This is a genomic window from Streptacidiphilus sp. MAP12-33, assembly GCF_041261265.1.
GTDB lineage: Bacteria > Actinomycetota > Actinomycetes > Streptomycetales > Streptomycetaceae > Streptacidiphilus.
The window spans coordinates 27,949-47,872 of sequence record NZ_JBGCCA010000011.1; the positions used below are offsets into that span (position 1 = coordinate 27,949).

The window sequence follows — 19,924 nt, forward strand, 5'->3', positions numbered from 1 at the left end:
GAGGGGTGACCCGTTGGGGCCGCCGGTGCCGCGTCAGTGCCCGAGAGAGCGCTCTCTCGGAGGAAGGTCTACGGTAATGCCCGGATCACGTCAAGTCTTGTGACAGGCAAGGGAGACCGGCTCTGCCGGCTCGCCGAGGGCGAACCCGACGCCTGGACCGTCGTCGCCCACAACCCGCGCGGGTGGTCCTACGACGCGCACGACACCAGCGCGGCCGGTATCCTCCACGGCTGGCTCAGCGGACGGCTCACGACAACCGCCTCGGGCGCGAACAGGCACGCCACCACACCACGGTTCGAGCCCCACCGCGAGCGGATCGCCGCCACCGCCGTCGATCCGCCGACCAACTACTGGGGTCGGGCGGGCCAGGAGGCGATCCGCGTTTGCTCCCGCCCGTCGCGCATGCGTGCGGCGAAGGTCTGGGCCGCAGTCAGGTCGGCGGGGCCTGGTCGGTGTTTGTTGAGGCCGCCGATCAGTTTGAAGGGTGCCCAGGTGTCGAATGCGCGGCACGAGAACGTGCCGTCCACGTCGAGGCCCTTGCTTTGGAGGAGTTGGACCAGGGGGCGGCTGAAGGGTGCTGGTGGGATCTCGGGGAGACCGCTGGTGGCGAAAACGAACGCGCTGCCTTGCCGGATGGGCAGTGTGTTGGCGAACTCGGTCAGGTGGGGGTGGAGTCTGCCGTAGAAGACGCCAGAGCCGAATCCGAGCAGGTCGGCGTCGGCCAGCTCGGCCGGCTCGGCGTGCTCGGGGGAGACGACCTTGGCATCCAGTTGGTGGGCCATGGCGTCGGCGATGCGCCGAGTGTTGCCGTGGGACACCGAGACACACACGATGACGGTCTTCATCCTCACGAATCCCTTCTCTCTCGTGCCTTTGCAGTGGAGACAGTGCGGGGGCGTGGGATGTGACATCCGGTCGGGGAGTTGCGGCCGTGGGCTGTGTCAGTTGGGATCCGGTGCCGTTGTGGCCAGCCGGCCTTCGCCACCTTTTCGGCCGGTGCTGAACCGAGGACTGACTGGCACCGCAAAGGACCACTGGCGACACGTCTCACGGATCGTCGCCGACCACTGGGGTCGGCGACGATCCGTGTTTGTGGGGGCCGCGTGGGGCTCAGGCCGCGTCGGTGACTCCGGCCGGGTCGTTGGGGTGGGACTGGAGGGAGGTGACCGTCGAGGTCATCCACGGCCACAAGGGGAGTGTGCCGAGCGCCTTCTCGTACAGCTCGGCCTCGTCGGTGGCCCGCCAGAGGCCGATGCTGCGCAGTTCGCCCACGGGGCGCCACAGCCTGACCAGGTGGCCGGCGCGGGCCAGTTCCGCGGCCCGGACGGCTTCGGCCGCACGGACGCGCTCGACCTCGGCCGGGTCGGTGCCCTCGGGCACGGTGGTGGTCAGCTCGACCAGGAACTCCTTCACGGTTCTCCTTCTGCTGCTGTTGTGAGTGCTGCTGTGACGATCGGTCAGGCGGCCTTGAGCTGCGCGGTGATCTTGACGACGCGCTCGGCCTGGATGCGCGCGGCGGTGCGGGTGGTGTCGTCGACGGGGTTGCTGCCCTGGGCGTCGACGTGGGAGGTGCCGTAGGGGTTGCCGTCGACGAACTTGGCCGGGTCGGTGAAGCCGGGGGTGACGGTGATGCCGCCGAAGTGGTGGATCGAGTTGTAGAGGGCGAGAAGGGTGGACTCCTGGCCGCCGTGGGCGGTCGCGCTCGAGACGAAGCCGCTGTAGACCTTGTCGGCCAGCTTGCCCTGCGCCCACAGGCCTCCAAGGCTGTCGATGAACTGCTTGAGCTGCGCGGAGACGTTGCCGAAGCGGGTCGGGGAGCCGAAGAGCACGGCGTCGGCCCAGCCGATGTCCTCGGCGCTCGCCTCGGGGAGGTCGCGGGTGGCGGCGTGGTGCGCGGCCCAGGCCGGGTTGGACTCGATGGCGGCGGCAGGAGCGAGCTCGGCGGCCTTCAGCAGGCGGACCTCGGCGCCGGCCTTGACGCCGGCGTCGTGCAGTTCCTTGGCGATCTCGGCGATGGTGCCGGTGGAGGAGTAGTAGACGATGGCGAGCTTCACGGGGGTGGACACAGGGGTTCTCCGTTTCGAGGTGGTGATGCTGATGGGTCTGGCAAAGGAGTGGAACTTCGGTCGAGGGTCCGGATGGAGTCCGGCACGGCCGGCTGCCTTCCGGGGACGTGTTCAGGCCGGGTCTGAGGCCGAATGCACGATCTCGTGCTGCCACTGCGCACGCGGCTGACGGTGCAGCGCCCAGTAGTGCTCGGCGATCAGCTCGGGGTCGGCGTCGGTGCCCGGCACGATGGCGCAGTCCACGGTCACGGTGGCCACGTGCACGCCGAGATCGCCGTACTCCTGGTCGAGGATCTGGGTGAGCGCGCGGACACCGGCCTTGCCGAGGGACAGGCTCGTGCTGCGGCTGAGAGGCTGCGGCATGCCGCCCGTGATGATCACCGTGCCGCCACCGGCCTGGGCCATCCGCGGGGCCAGGTGGGTCGCCGCGTCCATCGCACCGAGCACGTTCACCGACCACGCGTCCAGGTGCTGCTGCGTGCTCAGTTCGCCGGGCCGGTCCGGCCGGATGATCGCGGCGTTGTAGACGAGGACGTCGGGCACACCGTGCGCGTCCACGGCGATGTCGAGGGCTGCGTGCAGCGCGCCACGGTCGCTGCTGTCGGCGCGCAGTGCGAGAACCGGCGCCGAGCTCTGCGCGCGGAACCCGGCGGCGACCTCGTCGAGCGCCCGGCTGCGGGCGATCGCCGCGACGGGCAGGCCCTCGCGTGCGAACCGCGCGGCGACCGCGGCGCCCAGGCCCGGTCCGGCGCCCACGATGACTAGTCCTGGCATGGGAATCTCCTCCGACTCGCGTGGTGTTGATCGCGATGACCGTAGGTGCTCTCATCGGTGTGAGGAGCAAGCCCTGTGGCATCGCCGCAGGTCGGAAGAGCAGGAAGAGGTAGCGCGGATGCAGATCGGCGAACTTGCCGCCCGTTCCGGTGTGCCGGAGCGGCTGCTGCGGTACTACGAGGAGCGCGGGCTGCTGGCCCCCGAGCGGACGCCTGCGGGCAGGCGGCGCTATCAGGAGTCGGACGTGGCGCGCGTCGGCACCATCCGCGCGCTGCTTGCCGCGGGTCTGAACACCGAGAACATCGGCGTCATGCTGCCCTGCGTGGGGAACGATGCGGGGCAGCTGGTACCGGAGTGCCCGGAGATGGTCACCCGCCTGGCCCGCCAGCGCACGCGCCTGGACGCGTCGATCGAGGGACTCGAGCACTCACGTCGTCTGGTCGACCGGCTCCTCGTCCAGGCGGGGAGCTGAGGCGCCGGGCGAGCCGAGGGCAAGCCGCCTGTGGCTCGCCCTCGCCGGACGCGGCGCCCTCCGCTCCACCGGTCGCCCGTCGCCCGCTCACATCCAGCGCGGTGCGAGCAGACGGTCGGGCCGCGGGGACGGGACGGGTCGCTGCCCCGAACTCGTGACATGTGCCCCGACCGCTGCGGCTGAGGCCGCCGCAGCGTGCCCCCGTCGGCTTCATCACGCCCCTCCGGGCGTACCGCTTGCCGCATCGGGCTGCTCGACCGGCCGCAAGTCACGGTCGAGCAGCCGTCGGAGCATGGAGACCGCCCGCCCGCCGACGATCCTGACCGGCCCGCTGGCCCGCTGGCCCGCTGGCCCGCTGGCCCGCAGGCCAGCGAGCCCGCCGGTCCACGAGCCCGTCGGGATCCGCGCGTTCGGTGGAGGAGCACCGACGGCGCGTGGCGGGGGTGTTAGACGAGGCCCTTGGCCTTGCGGGCGTTGGCGACCATGCGGGACACCTGGGCCCTCCTGAAGGTGTCCTCGTGCTCGCGCCAGCGAACACCGAGGATCGTCTCCACCGTCTTCTCCGGCCGGCCGGCCATCAGCAGGGTGGACTGGGCGGCCAGACGCAGCGAGCAGGCGGCCACCGCCTCGCGGATCTCCTGGTGCTTGCCCCAGGAGGCGCTCGGCTTGTTGCTCAGCGAGGTGGCGAGGGTCGCGAGGTCGCGGGCGACCGCGTTGCGGTCGTCGTCCCCGGTCAGGGTGGCATCGTGCAGTTCCGCGGCGTGTCGCAGGGAGGCGAGGTCGAAAAGGACGTTGCTGGGGCGGGTCAGGTCCTCGCCGTGGCCGCCGCGATCGCCCGCGTCGACCGTGGCGTACGGAAGCAGGTTGCGGAACCGCAGGTACTGGGCGGCAGCCTCCCTGATCGAGGTGGCATCCAGCACCCTGGCGGCGGTGTCGAACACCAGCCGGATCTGGCCGCCGCGCAGCTGGTCCACCGGGAGCACGCAGTCCAGGCGCATCACGTCGGACCGCAGGTCCTTGACCACCGCGTCCCGGAAGCCCTGAAGTGCGCCGTTCGGGACGGCGGCCATGGCGTCCGTGGCGGCCACCTCGACCAGCCAGGCCGTGGTGTGCGACCCCATCCCGGCCACGCCGCGCGGGGCGGGGGCACGCCCGTTGACCTCGAGGACGGGCTCGCCCGCGCCCGGCGTCGCGTTGTACGCGACCACCAGCGCCTCCGTGGCGCGGTGGGCCGCCCAGCCGTTCAACACGGGGCGGGGGACCGGCGAGGCGGCGAAGAGCTCCGCGTAGGCCTGCTTGGTGGCAGTCAGCAGCTTCTCCAGGGCCTGGCCGTCGGCGCGCAGCCGGGTGGCCCGGGCCGTGATCTCGGCGTGCAGTTGCTCGAGTGCGGCGGCGGCGGGGGCCGTGGCCGGATCGGTGGTGCCGCTGTCCAGGGGCTTGAGCGGCGTCAGGAACCCGGACACCGACACCGACTGCGGATAGGCGGCCACCACGGTCATCTGGTGGTCGTGCAGCAGGTAGGCCAGGACCAGGGCGGCGTTGGGGAGCGCGTGCTCGGCGGCGTTGACGATCTTCGCGGTGGCCACCTGGGCCGGAGTGCGGTAGACCGCGAGGGCCTTGCGGTACTGCTCGGCCTTGCCGGGGGCGAGCCCGCCGGAGATCTCCGCCGACTTCATCGCCGCGGCCGCGTCGCGCGCCGAGGAGGCGAGCTGGGACAGGTGCGTCTTCTCCGGGTCACCGAACAGGGAGGTCCGCATCCGCTCACCTTCGGCCTGGAGCTTCGTCACCAGGGCCGGGTCGTAGGCCGTTCCCGGAACGAAGGTGCGCCCCTGGGTGGCCAGGACTTTGCGCACCTTGGGGCTGAGGTCGAGTTGGTCAAGGACCGCGACCACGAGCCGCTCCAGGTCCTTGTGCTCGCCGGAGACCACGTTCTCACCCGCGGGCTGAGGCGGCTGGAGCGCCGCCGAGACCCGGGACGCGCGCAGCGCGGCCTCGAAGGAGAACAGCTTCCACAGGGCGTTGCGCAGCAGGGCGGGCCGGTCCACCGGCGCGGTGGGCGCCGGCTCGGTCTCCTGCGGGGGAGCCTCGGACTCCGCCTCCGCACCCTCGGGCGCCACGTCCAGCGGCTGGGTGGCGGCCGAGGCCTCCTCCAAGGTCTCGTCGGGCTCCTCGTCCGCTGCGAAGTCGTCCACCTCGGCCCCGCGGTCGATGCCCGCACCGGGCGCCTCCGTCTCCAGCAGGAGGCGGCGGTAGCTGCCCTCACCCGAACCCTTGGACCCCCCGGCAGAGTAGACCGGCACGGTGCTGAAGGGGAGGTAGTTCACGTAGGTGAGGTGAAAGGCGATCGCCCGTTCGAGCGCGGCCGCCGCAGCCGGCGGGCTTCCCCACGTCAGCGCGGTCGTCGCCGCCTTGAGTTGCTCCGCCACCTCGAAGGCGGAGTCCTCCAGGAGCTCAGTGCGCCGGGCGGCGTCCGGCAGCAGCGCCAGCCGCTTCTTCCCGGTCGAACCCGACTGTGACATCCAGGCGGACGCCTGTGCCTGGTGGTTCGTCAGCACCTGTACGGCGGTGTCGAGATCGGCGCCGAACAGCGCGGCACGCAGGGCGTCGACGACCGCCTGCCAGGCCACCGTGTGGTCGCCCATCCGGGACCCGAACGGGGAGGGAGTCCGGTGTCCCGGGCTGATCACCAGACGCTGGATCCTGCCCTGCGGGTCGAGCTCCAGGAGCGGCCGCAGGGTCACCCGGGCCATCCTGGGCAGCACGTGTCGCCGCGGGACGAGGTTCGAGGGCTCCCGGGTGAGCTTGGGCGGTGTCACGGCCGCTCCGCCTTCCCCCTTGGGCCGCTTGGCTGCGGGCTCGTCGGCTGGGCTCCGCACCGGGGCGGGCGCGGGCTGCGCGGCCTTGGTGCCGCGGGTCGCGTCGCCGGCGTTCGATGCGCTCAGCAGTGCTTGGTAGGCGGCGGCGATCGCGGTGTCGAACTCGAGCGGCGTGTTCGGCACCGCAGCGGTCGACTGCTCCTGTTGACGCTTCAAGGCAACCCCCCAGTCTGTCCATCGAGGCTTCAAAGCCTAGGCAGGGCAGGGAACTTGTGGCATCGAGAACATACTTGCGAAGCCTCTGAGTAGCTACCGGGAGGGACTGAGTACCGGGCACCACTGAGGTCACGGCGTCCGCAGTGGCCTGGCCGGTGGTGCTCCCCGGCAACGGTCGGGGAGCACCACGGTGCGTCGGGTGTCAGCGGCGTGCGAGCGCGGCCACGAAGCGTGCCGCGTCGATGGTGCCCACGCCACTGGCCAGGTCGTAGCCCGGGGTCGCGTCGTAGCCGGTCACGCCGGCGAAGGAGTTGTTGCCGACGGTGACGTCCACGATGCCGTTCCGGTCGGGGTGTTCGGCCATCGCGTAGAGCGCGGGGTTGATCAGGCCCAGGCGGTGGCCCGCCTTCTGGTCGGCGAGCGCGACGATGCCGGAGAAGATCGGTGTGGCCTCGCTGGTGCCGCCGACCAGGCCCCAGCCGACGCTGGTGGGGTCGAACGACTGGTAGGTCCAGGCGGCACCGTTGACCGCCGCGGTCATGCTGATGTCCGGGGTGCCGCGGTGGTCACCGGTGACCTGGGCGACGCCGTTCTGGTACCAGGGCCGTGCGAAGACACCGGATATCCCGCCGCCGCCCGCGCCGTAGCCGTCGTTCCAGACCATGTCGGGAGCGGTGCGCGCTCCGCTGTCGTCCAGGGTCAGCTGCGTTCCGCCGACGGAGGTGACCAGCGGGTCGGCCGACGGCCAGGAGTCGACAGGGTAGGGGTAGGTGCCCGTCCCGTCGAGGGTCGCGTCGGTCGCGCCGTTGTCGCCCGAGGCCCCCAGGACGGTCACCCCACGCATGGCGGCGTCCTTGAAGGCGTAGCGCAACGCCATCAGCGAGCGGGTGCCGTTGACCTGGTAGTCGGGGAAGGTGTTCTCGGTGGCGCCGAAGCTCTGCGAGATCACGTCGCCGAGTCCGTGGCGGATGGCGTTGTCCTCGGCGCTCATCATCTCCGGGAAGCCGGTGGTGCCCTCGGTCTCCGAGACGCCGGTCTCGATCAGCACGATGTGGGCGCCCGGGGCGATGGCGTGGGCGTACTCGACGTCCAGCGTCGTCTCCCCGGCCCAGCCGTTCTGGTCGGCGTTGGTCGGGTCGAAGGGCGGGACGGTGCCCCACTGCCGGACGTCGACGGTGGTGTCGGGCAGCCCGAACTGCTTGTCGAAGACCTGGAGGTCGTTCTGGATGGTCGGTGAGCCGAAGGAGTCGACGATGACGATCGTGCGGCCCTTGCCGGTGATCCCGGCGTCGTAGACCGGGGCGAGGTTGTAGGCCGTGCGGTACTGCAGTGGCGTGTAGCAGCGGATCTGAATCTGGCTCAGGCAGACGCTGGTGGGGACCGGAGCCGCCATCCCCGTCTTGAGCACGTGGCCGTGCGAGGCCGGGACCGGCGCGGGCAGCGAGGCCTTCGCGCCCGCCACGGCAAGCCCGGACGCGGGCCCGACGGCGGAGAGTGCGACGAGCGCAGCTGCGCCGACGGTGGCGACAGCTGCTGTGCGGGCGGAGCGAGAACGTGCGATGGAGTGGTCCATGGTTCTCCTCTGGCTCACCAACGGCGGGCCGCGAAGGCAGGACGCAGCTCCAAGACGCATTCCGCTTGGGTGACGAACCCCGCCCGTTCCTGGCACCGCCCCGACAATGAGGCTGATGCTGCCGCATGACATGTCCCACCCGCTACCCTCCGGACCGAGAGGCAACCCCGATCAGGGGTGCACCGGCCGTACCGCGCCTGCTGCGTCCTCGAATGCGCCACCGCACACCGCGAGGAGAGCCGCAGGGGACCAGATATCCGGCGATCTACCTGCCTAGCCGCCAGGTCCGAGCGAGCTTGCGCCACGTGGCCTGCCGGGTCCCGGGAGGCCGAGCACGTCTCGAACCTCCGGGGACCCGCCCAGTCGGAGTCGGAAGTCAGTACCAGAAGGCCTTGATGACGGCCTGGCCGGCTTCAGCCGCTGCTCGGTAGAAGGGGACGAGACCTTCGTGGTGGCTCAGGTAGATCTCTCGGGCGAGTGCTGGAGTGCCCCAGCTTGCAGAGATCACGGCACCTGAGGCCTCCCAGAGTGTGTCGAAGGAGGCGGCGTCCAAGAAGGCCGCCGCCTCTCCGACGCGCTGCGGCCGCAGGATCAGGAACGGGGACCGTCCTCGCGGGGTACGAGTTCACCGCCGAAGATCGGCAGTCCGCTCGGGTTCCCGGGGTCGGTGGGCCCGTCAGGGGTGCCGGTGTAGAGGTGGCTGACGCCCGCGAAATCCTTCTCGATCGAGTCAGCGATCCCGGCGCTGTACTCCTTTTGGTGGTCGGCCCAGGCCGCCAGCATGAAGGCCTCGACCCACGCACTGTCCGGGTGGATCTCCTGTGGTGGGGCAGCCCGAAGGTGCATGTGGAAGCTCACTGGGTTCGCCTTTGCAAGGTGGTCCGGTTCGACGCCCGGAACCTATCGGAGAGCCCCGACAAGCCCTCGGCCCCCGGGTATCGCCCGGGGAGCCACCGGCGTGGGGCTGACGTCCGTGAGGCTGGGCAGTACCACCACACCGCCGTCCGTCAGCCCTGCTGGCCATCCCACCCGCACCTGGATCACAGACCTGTCCGCCCAAAATCGGCGCTCGCGACCCTGAATTCAGGAGAATCGTCGGACGGGCCGTCTTCATCACCCGGTAGGAGCGCTGAGGCGTCCCCGGAGCGGTGCTGCCGCATCGTCCCAGGGCGCCTCGACGTTGCGCTCGACCTGGGCTCAGACAACCGGCTGGGTCGAGTTCACGGGATAGGTGGCCACGAGCTTGCCGCCGCAGTTCTTCACGTACAGCACAGGGCGGCGCCGCCCCAGGTAGGTGATGGTGACCTCGGTGTAACGACGTTCGCCCGAGTGTCCCTTGACCGTGGCGCTGCCGAACAGCTCGACCACGACGGGACCGGAGAGGATGTGGCCGTCCGCGCAGTTGGGGATGCAGTCCTTCCACCACGCGGTGCCGTAGGCACTGGCCAGCTGCGGCGTCCAGCTCGTCCAGTGCAGGTCCTTCAGCCCGAGGCCGTTGTCCGCGCAGGCCAGGTAGATCGTCCCCGGCTTGACCTGCGTGTGGCCGCAGTCGCTCACCACGTAACGCGGGGCGGCGGCGGGCGCCTCGGCGGATGCCGACAGCGTCTTCGCGTGCGACGCGGTCGTCGCCGCCGTTGCCGCGTCGGAGGCCCCGAACAGGCCCACGGAGACGCCGATCGCTACTGCTGCCCCCGCAGCCGCCGTTCTGACAGTTCTGGAGTGGCTCCAGCTCATCATGATTTCCCCCAGTAGCACGCTTGGCCCATATGCTGACAACAGATCAGACGCGTTTGCAGGATGGCTGGTTGCGCCGTTGACTGGCGTGGACTGATGCACTCTCAGTTATGTGGTGCGTGCACCATGTTCATGATGGCGACCATCTGCGGGGCACTCCTTGCAGCGGAGTTCGCGCATTTCTAGCCCCAGGACCTCCCTGGGCCTGCATCCGCCTCGCCTATGGGGAGGCGGCCCGGCTCGGGGTGCGATGGCGAGCCGCGGCGGTGGTCCATCCGGCCGACGCGGGGATCCGTCGTGACTGCACGGAGACAGGGCGCGTGAGTGGACCGTCCCGCCGCTGACGCGGGGGTGCTCCGATCACCACGACGGCGTCCGCATCGCCACCACGACGGCGTCCGCATCGCTGACGCGGGGGCAGTCCGAAGGCAGCATTCCTGTAGACGCCGAGGACCGGGGCCATCCAGCGGACGGCGCCACCGACGACCCGCGGGCCCGGCCGCTGATCGAGCCGTTCCTCCGCCACCCCGGCCCAAGGGTGCGCGATAACGCCCGGCTCGCAGCGGCTCGCTTCGCCGCGTCGGAAGTCCCATCTCAAGTCCTGACTATTGCTGCTCTGGGTGAGCGTCCGGCGGCACGTCAGTTGTATGACCGAGCCGCTGCTGGGGGAGGGGCACTCGAGCGTCCCAGTCTTCGGCGTCACAGCTGTCGGTTCCACCCCGGGGGTGGAACCGACAGGGAGCGGCTCGGGTTGGTTGCCTGCCGTGGGGGCAGGGCTACTTGCCAGGGGCGAAGGTGAGCGGATTGTCGGGGAGGCCGTTCATGGCGCCGACCATGGCGTCGTGCCACATCGGGCCGGCCGTCTCGAAGCCGTAGGCGGGGTCGTAACTTTGGCCGCCGATGTCGACGCCGTTGAGGGACCGGGTGGGGTAGTTGGGGTTGGTGACGACGGTGGCGTCGGAGAGTTCGGAGGTGTAGCCGGCGAACCAGGCCTGGGCCTCGCTGTTGGTGGTGCCCGTCTTGCCCGCGTCGGAGTAGGGGATGGCGATCGTCGCGCCGGTGCCCTGATCGGAGACGACCGAGTGCAGCAGCGTGTTGACCTGTTGGGCCACGGACGGCGAGAGCACCTGGTGGCAGTCGGCGGACGGCACTGGCAGGTTCTTGCCGCCGGCGTTCACCACGGAGGTGATCGCGGTGGGGTTGCAGTAGGTGCCGTTGGCGGCGAAGGTCGCGTACGCGTCGGCGATCTGCAGCGGGGTGAGGTCGTTGACGCCGAGGGTCAGTGACTGTTCCTGGGAGAGCGGTATGAGGGCGGTGCCCTTGGAGTTGACCATGCCCTGGCTGCCGAGGCCGAGGCTCTGCGCCATGTGGACCACGTTGCACAGACCGGCCTGCGCCTCCAGTGGCACGAAGTAGGTGTTGACGGAGGCGGCCATGGCCTTGACCATGTCGATCTTGCCGTACGGCTTGGTGGTGTCGTTCTTGTCGCCGGAGACGGCGGGGTGGACCACGCCGTTGCAGTCCGTCATCGCCGGGTAGTCGGCAACGGCCGGGGAGTCGATCTGGTAGCTGAGTGGGTAGCCCTCGGACAGGGCGGTGGCCGCGGTGACCGCCTTGAAGACCGAGCCGGTCTGGAAGCCCTCGCCGCCCCCCTGCAAGCCGTTCACGTTGTAGTTGATCTCTGTCTGGTGGGTGCCGGTACCGAAGGGGCGGCTTTGGGCCATGGCGAGGATCTGGCCGGTGCCGGGCTGCACCATGCTGGAGACCGCGACGGCGCTGTCGCTGCCGTAGATGTGATGGTGCAGGGCCTGTTCCTCGGCGCCTTGGTCCTTCGGGCTGAGGGTGGTGTGGATCTGCAGGCCGCCTTGGTCGAAGAGCGCCTGGCGGGCCTCGGCCGTGGCGCCGAATGCGGGGTCGTCCAGCAGCACGTGCTCGACGTAGTTGCAGAAGAACTCGTCGCCCCCCCTTGGCGGTGATGCACCCGGTCTTGGGCACGGTGACCTTCAGGGCCAGCGGCGTGGCCTTGGCCTGCGCGGCCTGGACCTTGGTGATGGTGCCGTAGGTGGCCATGGCGTCCAGGACCTGGTTGCGGCGGGTGAGCGCGGCGGTGGGGTTGTGCACCGGGTCGTAGGCGGAGGGCGACTGGACCAGGCCCGCCAGCAGAGCGGCCTGCGGCAGGGTCAGTCGGTTGGCGTGTTCACTGAAGTACAGCTGCGCGGCGGCCTCGACTCCGTAGGCGCCGCCGCCGAAGTACGTGATGTTGAGGTAGTTGTCGAGGATCTGCTGCTTGCTGAGCTTCTGCTCCAGCTCGATCGCGTACTTCAGTTCCTGGATCTTGCGGCCGAGGGTCTGCCGGGTCGCGTCGGCGACGCCGGTCGAGCTGTCGCCGGCCTCCTCGACGAAGACGTTCTTCACGTACTGCTGGGTCAGCGTCGAGCCGCCCTGGGAGACGCCGCCGTTGGCGCCGTCCTTGAGCAGTGCGCGCAGCGTGCCCTGCAGGTCGATCGCGCCGTGCTGGTAGAAGCGGTGGTCCTCGATGTCCACCAGCGCGTTCTGCATCATTGGGGCGATCTTGGAGATCGGCACGACTGTGCGGTCGCGGGAGTAGACGGTGGCTATCACGTCGCCGTCGGCGTCGTAGATCTTCGACGCCTGCGAGAGCGTCGGCACGACCAGGTCGCCGGGGAGGTTGTTGAAGTCGTCGGCCGCGGCCTTGGCGCCCAGCCCGAGCCCGCCGAAGGCGGGTAGGGCGATGGCTGCGAGGACCGCGCCGGCCACGGTGCTCGCGCCGACCAGGCGGAGGCCCAGGAGGAGCTGCCGACCCGGGCGTCGGGGGGTGTGCGGGGGAACGGAGGGGGATGTCTCAGAGCGCTTCGGTGCCACGGATCAACCCTACGTACCAAGATCGATGGGTCTTGCCGTCCAGCGTCACAGGTGTGCGACAAAGCGCTGTGAATCGCCGCAGCGTTCCGTGTGGTCCAGTGCCGCTTCGGCGGGGCCGCGGCTCGGCCGCCCGGCCGTCAGCCCCCAGGCATCCGAGTGCGTGGATGACCGGTGCTTTCACGCTGCCCCAGGTCGACGAGTGGGTCACGGGCCGGCGGCCTGCGCTCGCCGGCCCCGACCCAGGTCGCCGACCTTGAGCGCACGCCTCAGCGGGGCCCGGCGGCCTGCCGCCAGGCTTGCTGGATCTGCCTGTAGTCGATCACCTCGATGCCCTCCTGGAGAAGGGCCTCGTGGGCCTGGGGTGAGGTCAGGAACTCGTAGTCAGTGCGGCGAACGAGCCAGCCGTCGTCGACGGCCTCGGAGTACGGATCGCCCAGGCCGGGATGGACAGCCCACTCGCTCAACCCCGGGGGCAGGTCCCGCAGCAACTGCACATACCTGGCCGTCTTCCCCTCGATTGCCAGGGAGAAGCTGTCGAGGAAGTCGTTGTCGATGGCGACCAGTTTCCGTTGCCGAACCGCACGTCGTCCCGGCTCCAGCCAGGCTCGAACCGCGAGGCCGTACTCGCGGGCCAGTTCCAGCGTGAGGTCGAAGATGTCGTCGCGACCTCCGTCAGCCAGGCAGTGGAAGTCGAGGTGGGTGGGCGTGATCCCGGCGTCGGAGACGGCATCGATCTGCGCCCGGAACTCCAAGTCGATCTCGTCCAGCCTGGCCCGGCGGAGCAGGGCGGCGCGCCCGGCGGGCGTCGGCGCGAACAGGCGGCCCTCGGGATCCAGCAGGGAGGGCACCTTCTCCTTGGCGGTCATCGGGCCCCATGGAAGTCGCGGCATCTCGCAGACCAGCGTGAGGTGGATCCCGAACGCGATCCCAGGTCGCCGGCGCAGACGCCGCATGGCGTCCGGCGCGGCCGGGCACAAGGCCATCAAGCTGCAGGAAGTAGCGATCCCCTGCTCGATCGACTCGACGACGGCGGCGTTGATCGCCGGGTACATCCCCATGTCGTCGCAGTTGACGATCAGCAGTCGGGCGCCCGCGGGGTAACCCAACTCCTCATTCGACTGCACCGAGGAGGTGACGACCGCGGGCGGCAGGGCATGTCCTTCCATGCTCGCAGTCTGGGACCTCCACGAGAATCCGGCACGCGATTTACCCTGCCTTCCCAACACCACAGCGGACGGGCACATCACCGCGAGGCCCCTGGCCACACGGTCCTCGCTCCCTACCCGATCCACTCGATTGACGGAGGGACCAGGTGGGGATCGATGAGCAACTGTGCGACGCGCGCACCCCCTGAGCTCATCGCCTGTCGCCCGCACCCGCTCCACCGCCACGGCTGATCCGGCCTTGCCCCCCCGCACGGCGGTCCGTTCGGGCCCGCGTGTCGGGGTCGGGGGGCGTGGTGGCCTACGGCGCCAGTGCGCGGCGCGGCAGGCCGAGTTGGTCTTCCATCAGGTCGCGAACGGTAACACTGACGTCGATGCTGGGGGCGTTGATCCGCAGCGAGCTGTGGACGATGAGGCCGTCGAGCATGGACAGCAGGGTCCAGGCGAGCGCCTCGGGGTTGTGGTCGCGGAAGGAGCCTTCGTCGACGCCGGCTGTGAGGATGGCGGTCACCAGACGGTGGCCGTCGGCCATGCGCTGGTCGACCGCCGTGCACAGGGCCTCGTTGTCGGCGGCCAGGCTCCAGGCGCCGAGCCAGAGCTGCCCCATCCGGTCGCCCTCGGCGCGGACCAGACGGCCAGCAGTCGCCGCAGCCGGCCGAGTGCGTCGCCCCCGGCTGGGACCTGTCGCCCAGGACGCCATCGACCGCCTCTGCGACCAGGCCGTCACCGCCGGGGCGGACCCCCGCGCCACCGTTGTCACCCACCTCGCCCAGACACCCCTGGCCTACATGACCAGCCCGAGCGTCCGCCTCCACATTCGCGCCGCCGGCCCCTTGCCCACTCGCTCGCCCGCCTGACCTGTACTGTCCGCGTTGTTGGACCGCTTGAACCTAGCGTCGCACCGCTGCTTACGGCGAGGCGGGCCATGTCCGCTGCGGACCCTGGTCGACACCGCGCACCTGGTCTTCCAGGCTTGGACCGTGAACGGCGTGTCGGCAGAGGGAGCCGCCGGCCGCTGGCCAATACCTGATGATTCGTCAAGGAGCTTGTCCGCGGCAGTTCGTACGTCCGGTGCCAATTGGCATTGACGTGAGCCCGACACGGCCTATGCTGCTGGCAGTTTCTTCGCACGCGATCGGGGGATCTGTGAACCGGACGGCTCGCTGGGGGACAGCGGTGCTGGTGTCACTGCTGGTGTTCGTAGGCTGCGCCACGCTGCTGATGGGCGTGCACTTCCCGTGGACACCCCACGCGGAGAGCGATCGGTGGTTCGTCGCGCTCACCGTCGCCGTGTTCCTCGGCACCGGGGTCGGTGGCGCTCTGGCTTGGTGGGCCGGCCGCGAGGAGGCGTCGCGCGGCGGCACGCAGGAGGGTGCCGAAGCCGGTGCCGGCCGGCAGGTCGTGCAGCGGGCCAGAGTCGCCCGGGGTGGTACGAACATCATGGCTGGCCGGGACGTGCGGATCCGTCAGGACGAGCGGCGCGGGCATGAGCGGGACTGAGCCGTCGCCGCGACGGCGCGAGCGGCCGTTCCAACGGGCGAAGGTTGGGCCGAACGCCACGAACATCATGGCCGGCCGGGACGTCCAGGCCACCGAGATCAACAACTACCACGGCCCGAACAGCGGCCCCCGGCGGGCGATCGGCTGGAAGGGGCTGGTGCTGGTCTTCGTCGGGGTGTTCGTCGTGAGCACGGTGAGTCTCCAGGTCGTTCTTTGGGGCAGCAACGGGCACGGGGCGGGCTCCTCCGTGGGGGCGGGGCGCGGCGGGACGGCCTCCGCGGACGGCGCCGGTCCGCCGTTCGCCACCCAGGTCTCCTACCCCGGAGACCCGGTCGACCCGATCCCGTCCTACATGAACTGGGCGGTGGTCCTGGACCGCGTCCTGACCCCGAGTGAGGTCGCGGGCCTGGAACGCATCAACGGCGGCGACGGACAAGCAGTGTGGGAGTACCTGCGCCCCCTGGGCGGGCGGTTCGCCTCCGTCAACTGGCAGACCGGGCCGCGAGTGACCTTTCGCATGGTGTTCCTCAGCGACCGCAGCTCGCCGGTGAGCATCCAGAGCATGCGGCCGGTGCAGATCGGATGCCACGACACCACCGCCAAGACGTTGATCAACTTTGTCAACGAGGGCGACGACGCGGTCCCGACCGTCGCGTTCTCGGTGCTGACTCCCGACGACCCGGTCGATGCGGTGGACGACCAGGGCAATTCGACCGTCCCCTACTTCAGGGACCACCAGATCGACCTCGGCCCCGGGATGACGCCCGGGGCGCTCGACGTCAAAGTGACCGGTGAGGCGGGAAAGGTCTGCGCCTGGCGGTTCGCCGTCGGCTACGCCACCGCGAAGGGCCAGTACACCGAGACGATCGGTGACGGAGGCCGGCCGCTCACCATGGAGGCCGCACCGCTCCAGCCGGTGCAGCACATCGAGTACGGGCTGGACCCCGCCGGCCACCCGCGCTGGGCGGACTGCGCCACGGACAGCAATTGCGGCTGAGCTCCGGCACGGCCCGCCCTTGCCCGATAGCCCCTCTGTGAGGTGTTGACGCCCGTGCACAACGATGATGCCGCACCAAAGGCGCCTGCCCGCCGTGCCGTGGTCCGCATCGGACTCACCGGGCTCGCCGGACTTGCCGCAGCAGGCCTGGTCGTCGGCACAGAAAGCCTCATGAGGGGCCGCTCCGGTGCGGAGCCGCCGCCCGCAGTGACGCCACGCCGCGCGTCCGCGTCGGCCGGCGGGTCTCCGCTGCGCCCGACCGACAGCGCGTCCGTACCGCCGCCCGTCTCAGGTTGGGCGCGCTATCAGGAGACCACCCTCACAGGTCACATGGCGTTGGTGTACGCGGTCGCGTTCAGTCCGGACGGCCAGACGCTCGCCAGCGGCGGTGACGACGGCACGATCCGACTGTGGAGCGTCACATCGCGCAGCACCACGGCCGTCCTCACGCCCGTCAGCTCCGGCCAGCTCAACTGGGTCACCTCCGTGGCCTTCAGCCCGGACGGACGGACGCTCGTCACCGGCGGTTGGGACCGAACCGTCCGGTGGTGGGACGTGGCCTCGCGGACGAACACGGCCGTCCTCACCGGCCACGCCAGTTCGGTGGAGTCTGTGGCGTTCAGCCCGGACGGAACGACCCTCGCCAGCGGTGGGGGAACGGGGGACAACACGATCCGGTTGTGGGACGTGGCCTCCCGCACCACGACGGCCGTCCTCACCGGCCACACCGGTGACGTCGGTTCGGTGGCGTTCAGCCGGGACGGACGCGTGCTCGCCAGCGGCAGCTGGGACAGCACGATCCGGTTGTGGGACGTGGCGTCCCGCACCACGACGGCCGTCCTCACCGGCCACACCGACTACGTGAACTCCGTGGTGTTCAGCCCCGACGGCAGAACGCTGGCCAGCGGCGGGGAGGACTGCACGGTCCGCCTGTGGGACGCCGCCTCCCACGCCAACACCGCCGTCCTCACCGGCACCGGCGACTTCGTCGAATCGGTGGCCTTCACCCCCGACGGCGCCACCCTCGCCAGCAGCGGCTACAAGGAGATCCGTCTGTGGGACGTCGCGTCCCACGCGGGCATCGCCGTCCTTCACGGTCACACCGCGCTCGTCGACTCGGTGGCGTTCAGCCCGGACGGTCGAACCCTCGCCAGCGGCGCCCGCGACGGGACGGTCCGCCTGTGGCGGCGCGGCTGAGTAGTTGAGCGGCCGCGCGGCTGACGGGGGCGAGACCTGGGGGGCCTATCAGGATTCTGGTGGCGTATAGGCTGATTGGCCTATCTTGTTCCAGTATCGCTTTCGTTGGTCCAGTTGGCCGCATCTGACTGGGCGGTAAGCCGGCCATCAAAGGCCATGTCGAGCTCGTTGAGCACGCGCTTCCACTTCATCGTCCACCGCTTGCGGGCGGTCCCGGACGGGTCCAGGGCCAAGGTGGCCAGGTACACCCGCTTGAGGGCGGCGGTCTCGTTCGGGAAGTGCCCGCAGGCCGACGTGGCCCGGCGGTAGCGCGAATTCAGGGACTCGATCGCGTTCGTCGTGCTGATCAGGGTGCGGGTGTGCACGCCGAACCGGTAGAAGGGCGCCACTTCCGCCCAACTGCGCTGCCACATCCGGAAAATCGCCGGATAGGCATCGCCCCAGGCCGGGCCATGACCTCGGGCACGGTGAGGAGTTCGTCAGCCACGGGCCGCCTGCGCGCCCGTGCCACCGGGTGGGCTGAGGGCCTGGGCAAGGCGGGCGAGTTCGGGGCTGAGGCCGATGCCGGAGAAGACCCAGTGCGCGAGGACCGGCGTCGAGGTGTCGACGGGGTTGTTCACTCCTGACGCACTGCCGACTCGTCGCAGTCGGTCGCTCGCCAGCTGTCAGATCCCGCCGTCAGCACCCGGCCAGGCTGTCGATGAGTTCGCCGAGTTCTCCGGGCGCGTGGATGTGAGCGAGATGACCTTGTCCCGGAAGAACCCAGGTGCAGGGCTGATTCAGGCGCCGCCGAATGCTTTCGAATGCCGTCCCGTAAGGGCTCGAGCCGATGTTGGCCTCGCCGATGACGAGATCGGTGCGCTCCGCTCGCAGCGCCAGCTTCTCCGGAGCTGGCGACGCGTTGAGTGCAGCCAGCTCCGCATGAAGCGGCTCGCTCAAGCGCCGCAGCACCGACCAGCCCTGTCGATCCGCGCGCAGGGCTTCGACATGCTCGTTGCGGAACCCTGAGATGTCCATGTTGACGATCTCGACGCTGCGATCCCAGTCCTGGTCATCAGCGGCAACCGCCAGCGCGGGCAGCGCCTCGCGTGCGAAAGGGCGAATCACAGGTTCGTACGCGATGACCTGCCGGACCGGATGTTCCCCTGCTGCCATCAGGGCGATCAGGCCGCCGTAGCTCCAGCCGAAGAGTGCTTCCGCGCCCTGGACCTCGTTCAGCACCGCAACCAAGTCGGCGATCTCCGTCTGGAGCGTGTAGGCGCGGGTCAGTGGACCCGACGGTACTCGTCCGCGCCGGTTGACGACAGTGACCGACGGCCAGGCGTGGATCTCACGGGCGACGTGGCGCCAGGTGTGTGCGTCGCTCATGACTCCGGGCACCATCACGAGGCCCGGCGCATCCGCATCGCCGTAGACGTCGATCGTGACCCAGCTCCCTGGAGACATGGCCACTGTTTTCTGAATCGTTCGCTCCATAATTCTATTATGGAGCGGGTGCTCTACAATGCAAGCCATGTCCACGCTGCACCCTGGCCGACCCCGCGCCTTCGACCGCGAGCAAGCCGTCCTCTCCGCAGCTCGCCTCTTCTGGGAAAGCGGCTACTCGGGCACTTCGACGCGGGCCCTCACCCACGCGCTCGGGATCTCCACATCCAGCCTCTACGCCGCCTTCGGCAGCAAGGCAGGCTTGTTCGAAGAGGCGGTGAAGACCTACGCGGAGCGCTACCGCGAGATCTACCGACAGGCCGCCGGCGAACGCGACATCCGCCTGGTCGTAGACCACATCCTGACTCACTCGGTCTACGAGTTCACCCAGCCTGCCGATCATCATCCCGGATGCCTCGTCACCAGCGCCGTGTTGGCTGACAGTGCGGAGACCATCGACGTCCGCACGTACATTGCCGATCTCCACCAGGACAACGAGCGCACACTCCTGGCCCGCGTTCAGCGGGCGGAAGAAGAGGGGCAGCTACCCCCCGACGCCTCGGTGAGCGCACTCACTGGACTCGTCCAGGCCGTCTGGCACGGCCTGTCCGTCCAGTCCAACCTCGGCGTCCCTCGTGACGAACTCCTTGCCGCGGCGGACCTCGCGATCCGCCAGTTCGCCAGGCGCTCATAGGCGACTACCTCGCCCGAGGCAACCTGCTCACCGACAATCGCCAGCCCGACACCACGCGTTCAAAGTCAGTAGCGGCCGGCCTGGCGATGAACAACGATCCCCTGCACAGGAACGGGTCGACGGACAGGCGCAACCGGGTGTTACGGCGCGAGCCGCGCTCTGAGCGGCGATGCGTGTTGCACGTCTGTTGCCCGGCCGGACCGGAACGGGGCTGGATCCGGCTCGTGCTGGGGTGCATGATCTGCGCAGACCGTCCGGCGGAACGTTTCACTGGACCGGGCGGTGCAGGTCACACGGCACACGGGGGCAGACAGGCATGAGCATCTTTGACGGGGTGGGAGCGTTCGGGATCGTCTTCGGGGTGGTCGGGCTCGGCTTCGCGCTGATCGCGATCATCTTGGGGGTGAAGGTGGT

Annotated in this window: 19 protein-coding genes and 2 pseudogenes; 5 read left to right on the forward strand and 16 right to left on the reverse strand. The window is 69.9% G+C overall.

What is annotated here, in order from left to right:
* Nucleotides 1-347: 347 nt before the first annotated feature.
* The 4 genes from ABH931_RS13165 to ABH931_RS13180 form a co-directional block, all read right to left on the reverse strand.
* Complete coding sequence (locus ABH931_RS13165) at nucleotides 348-845, reverse strand: flavodoxin family protein (protein ID WP_370112659.1); 498 nt, start codon at nucleotides 843-845, stop codon at nucleotides 348-350.
* A gap of 265 nt (nucleotides 846-1,110) precedes the next feature.
* A complete protein-coding gene (locus ABH931_RS13170) occupies nucleotides 1,111-1,413 on the reverse strand; it encodes a muconolactone Delta-isomerase family protein (RefSeq protein ID WP_370112661.1) in 303 nt (100 codons plus the stop codon).
* A 44-nt stretch (nucleotides 1,414-1,457) separates the two neighbouring features.
* Nucleotides 1,458-2,066 (reverse strand): NAD(P)H:quinone oxidoreductase, encoded by a 609-nt coding sequence (gene wrbA / locus ABH931_RS13175; protein ID WP_370112662.1) that lies wholly within the window; start codon nucleotides 2,064-2,066, stop codon nucleotides 1,458-1,460.
* 111 nt (nucleotides 2,067-2,177) lie between these two features.
* A complete protein-coding gene (locus ABH931_RS13180; RefSeq protein WP_370112664.1) occupies nucleotides 2,178-2,840 on the reverse strand; it encodes an SDR family NAD(P)-dependent oxidoreductase in 663 nt (220 codons plus the stop codon).
* A 118-nt stretch (nucleotides 2,841-2,958) separates the two neighbouring features.
* Between ABH931_RS13180 and ABH931_RS13185 the strand changes: the two genes are divergently transcribed.
* Nucleotides 2,959-3,312 (forward strand): MerR family transcriptional regulator, encoded by a 354-nt coding sequence (locus ABH931_RS13185; protein ID WP_370112666.1) that lies wholly within the window; start codon nucleotides 2,959-2,961, stop codon nucleotides 3,310-3,312.
* 446 nt (nucleotides 3,313-3,758) lie between these two features.
* Here ABH931_RS13185 and ABH931_RS13190 read toward each other — a convergent pair whose 3' ends face one another.
* The 9 genes and pseudogenes from ABH931_RS13190 to ABH931_RS13230 form a co-directional block, all read right to left on the reverse strand.
* Nucleotides 3,759-6,344, reverse strand: coding sequence for a hypothetical protein (locus tag ABH931_RS13190; protein ID WP_370112668.1), 2,586 nt, complete (start codon nucleotides 6,342-6,344; stop codon nucleotides 3,759-3,761).
* A gap of 202 nt (nucleotides 6,345-6,546) precedes the next feature.
* Nucleotides 6,547-7,917: a S8 family serine peptidase gene (locus ABH931_RS13195; protein WP_370112669.1), complete on the reverse strand. Its 1,371-nt coding sequence runs from the start codon at nucleotides 7,915-7,917 to the stop codon at nucleotides 6,547-6,549.
* Between the two features lie 376 nt (nucleotides 7,918-8,293).
* Nucleotides 8,294-8,470, reverse strand: a complete 177-nt coding sequence (locus ABH931_RS13200; protein WP_370112671.1) for a hypothetical protein — start codon at nucleotides 8,468-8,470, stop codon at nucleotides 8,294-8,296.
* Between the two features lie 38 nt (nucleotides 8,471-8,508).
* Nucleotides 8,509-8,763: a hypothetical protein gene (locus ABH931_RS13205; protein WP_370112673.1), complete on the reverse strand. Its 255-nt coding sequence runs from the start codon at nucleotides 8,761-8,763 to the stop codon at nucleotides 8,509-8,511.
* Nucleotides 8,764-9,114: 351 nt separating this feature from the next.
* Nucleotides 9,115-9,582 (reverse strand): hypothetical protein, encoded by a 468-nt coding sequence (locus ABH931_RS13210; RefSeq protein ID WP_370112675.1) that lies wholly within the window; start codon nucleotides 9,580-9,582, stop codon nucleotides 9,115-9,117.
* A gap of 845 nt (nucleotides 9,583-10,427) precedes the next feature.
* Entirely contained in the window at nucleotides 10,428-11,579 is a 1,152-nt protein-coding gene (locus ABH931_RS13215; RefSeq protein WP_370112677.1) for a transglycosylase domain-containing protein, read from the reverse strand.
* A gap of 199 nt (nucleotides 11,580-11,778) precedes the next feature.
* Nucleotides 11,779-12,534, reverse strand: a pseudogene (locus ABH931_RS13220) (transglycosylase domain-containing protein); the annotation flags it as partial.
* A gap of 266 nt (nucleotides 12,535-12,800) precedes the next feature.
* Entirely contained in the window at nucleotides 12,801-13,700 is a 900-nt protein-coding gene (locus ABH931_RS13225) for a carbohydrate deacetylase (RefSeq protein WP_370112678.1), read from the reverse strand.
* A gap of 298 nt (nucleotides 13,701-13,998) precedes the next feature.
* The gene (locus ABH931_RS13230) at nucleotides 13,999-14,304 is read right to left on the reverse strand and encodes a TetR family transcriptional regulator C-terminal domain-containing protein (protein WP_370112680.1); all 306 of its coding nucleotides are present in this window, start codon (nucleotides 14,302-14,304) and stop codon (nucleotides 13,999-14,001) included.
* Nucleotides 14,305-14,873: 569 nt separating this feature from the next.
* Here ABH931_RS13230 and ABH931_RS13235 point away from each other — a divergent pair.
* From ABH931_RS13235 to ABH931_RS13245, 3 genes are all read left to right on the forward strand, one after another.
* Nucleotides 14,874-15,197 (forward strand): hypothetical protein, encoded by a 324-nt coding sequence (locus tag ABH931_RS13235; RefSeq protein WP_370112681.1) that lies wholly within the window; start codon nucleotides 14,874-14,876, stop codon nucleotides 15,195-15,197.
* A complete protein-coding gene (locus ABH931_RS13240) occupies nucleotides 15,184-16,194 on the forward strand; it encodes a hypothetical protein (RefSeq protein ID WP_370112683.1) in 1,011 nt (336 codons plus the stop codon). The genes ABH931_RS13235 and ABH931_RS13240 overlap by 14 nt, the downstream gene beginning before the upstream one ends.
* A gap of 171 nt (nucleotides 16,195-16,365) precedes the next feature.
* Entirely contained in the window at nucleotides 16,366-17,391 is a 1,026-nt protein-coding gene (locus ABH931_RS13245) for a WD40 repeat domain-containing protein (RefSeq protein ID WP_370112685.1), read from the forward strand.
* Nucleotides 17,392-17,471: 80 nt separating this feature from the next.
* Here the strand turns inward: ABH931_RS13245 and ABH931_RS13250 are convergent.
* The 3 genes and pseudogenes from ABH931_RS13250 to ABH931_RS13260 all read right to left on the reverse strand — a co-directional run.
* A pseudogene (locus ABH931_RS13250) lies at nucleotides 17,472-17,825 on the reverse strand (transposase); the annotation flags it as partial.
* 45 nt (nucleotides 17,826-17,870) lie between these two features.
* Nucleotides 17,871-18,011: a hypothetical protein gene (locus ABH931_RS13255; RefSeq protein WP_370112687.1), complete on the reverse strand. Its 141-nt coding sequence runs from the start codon at nucleotides 18,009-18,011 to the stop codon at nucleotides 17,871-17,873.
* 58 nt (nucleotides 18,012-18,069) lie between these two features.
* Nucleotides 18,070-18,867 carry an alpha/beta fold hydrolase gene (locus ABH931_RS13260; protein WP_370112689.1) on the reverse strand — a complete coding sequence of 266 codons (798 nt, stop codon included), beginning with the start codon at nucleotides 18,865-18,867 and terminating at the stop codon, nucleotides 18,070-18,072.
* Nucleotides 18,868-18,904: 37 nt separating this feature from the next.
* On the opposite strand from ABH931_RS13260, the gene ABH931_RS13265 reads away from it, so the two are divergent.
* Nucleotides 18,905-19,510, forward strand: coding sequence for a TetR/AcrR family transcriptional regulator (locus ABH931_RS13265; protein WP_370112691.1), 606 nt, complete (start codon nucleotides 18,905-18,907; stop codon nucleotides 19,508-19,510).
* Nucleotides 19,511-19,924: the final 414 nt, after the last annotated feature.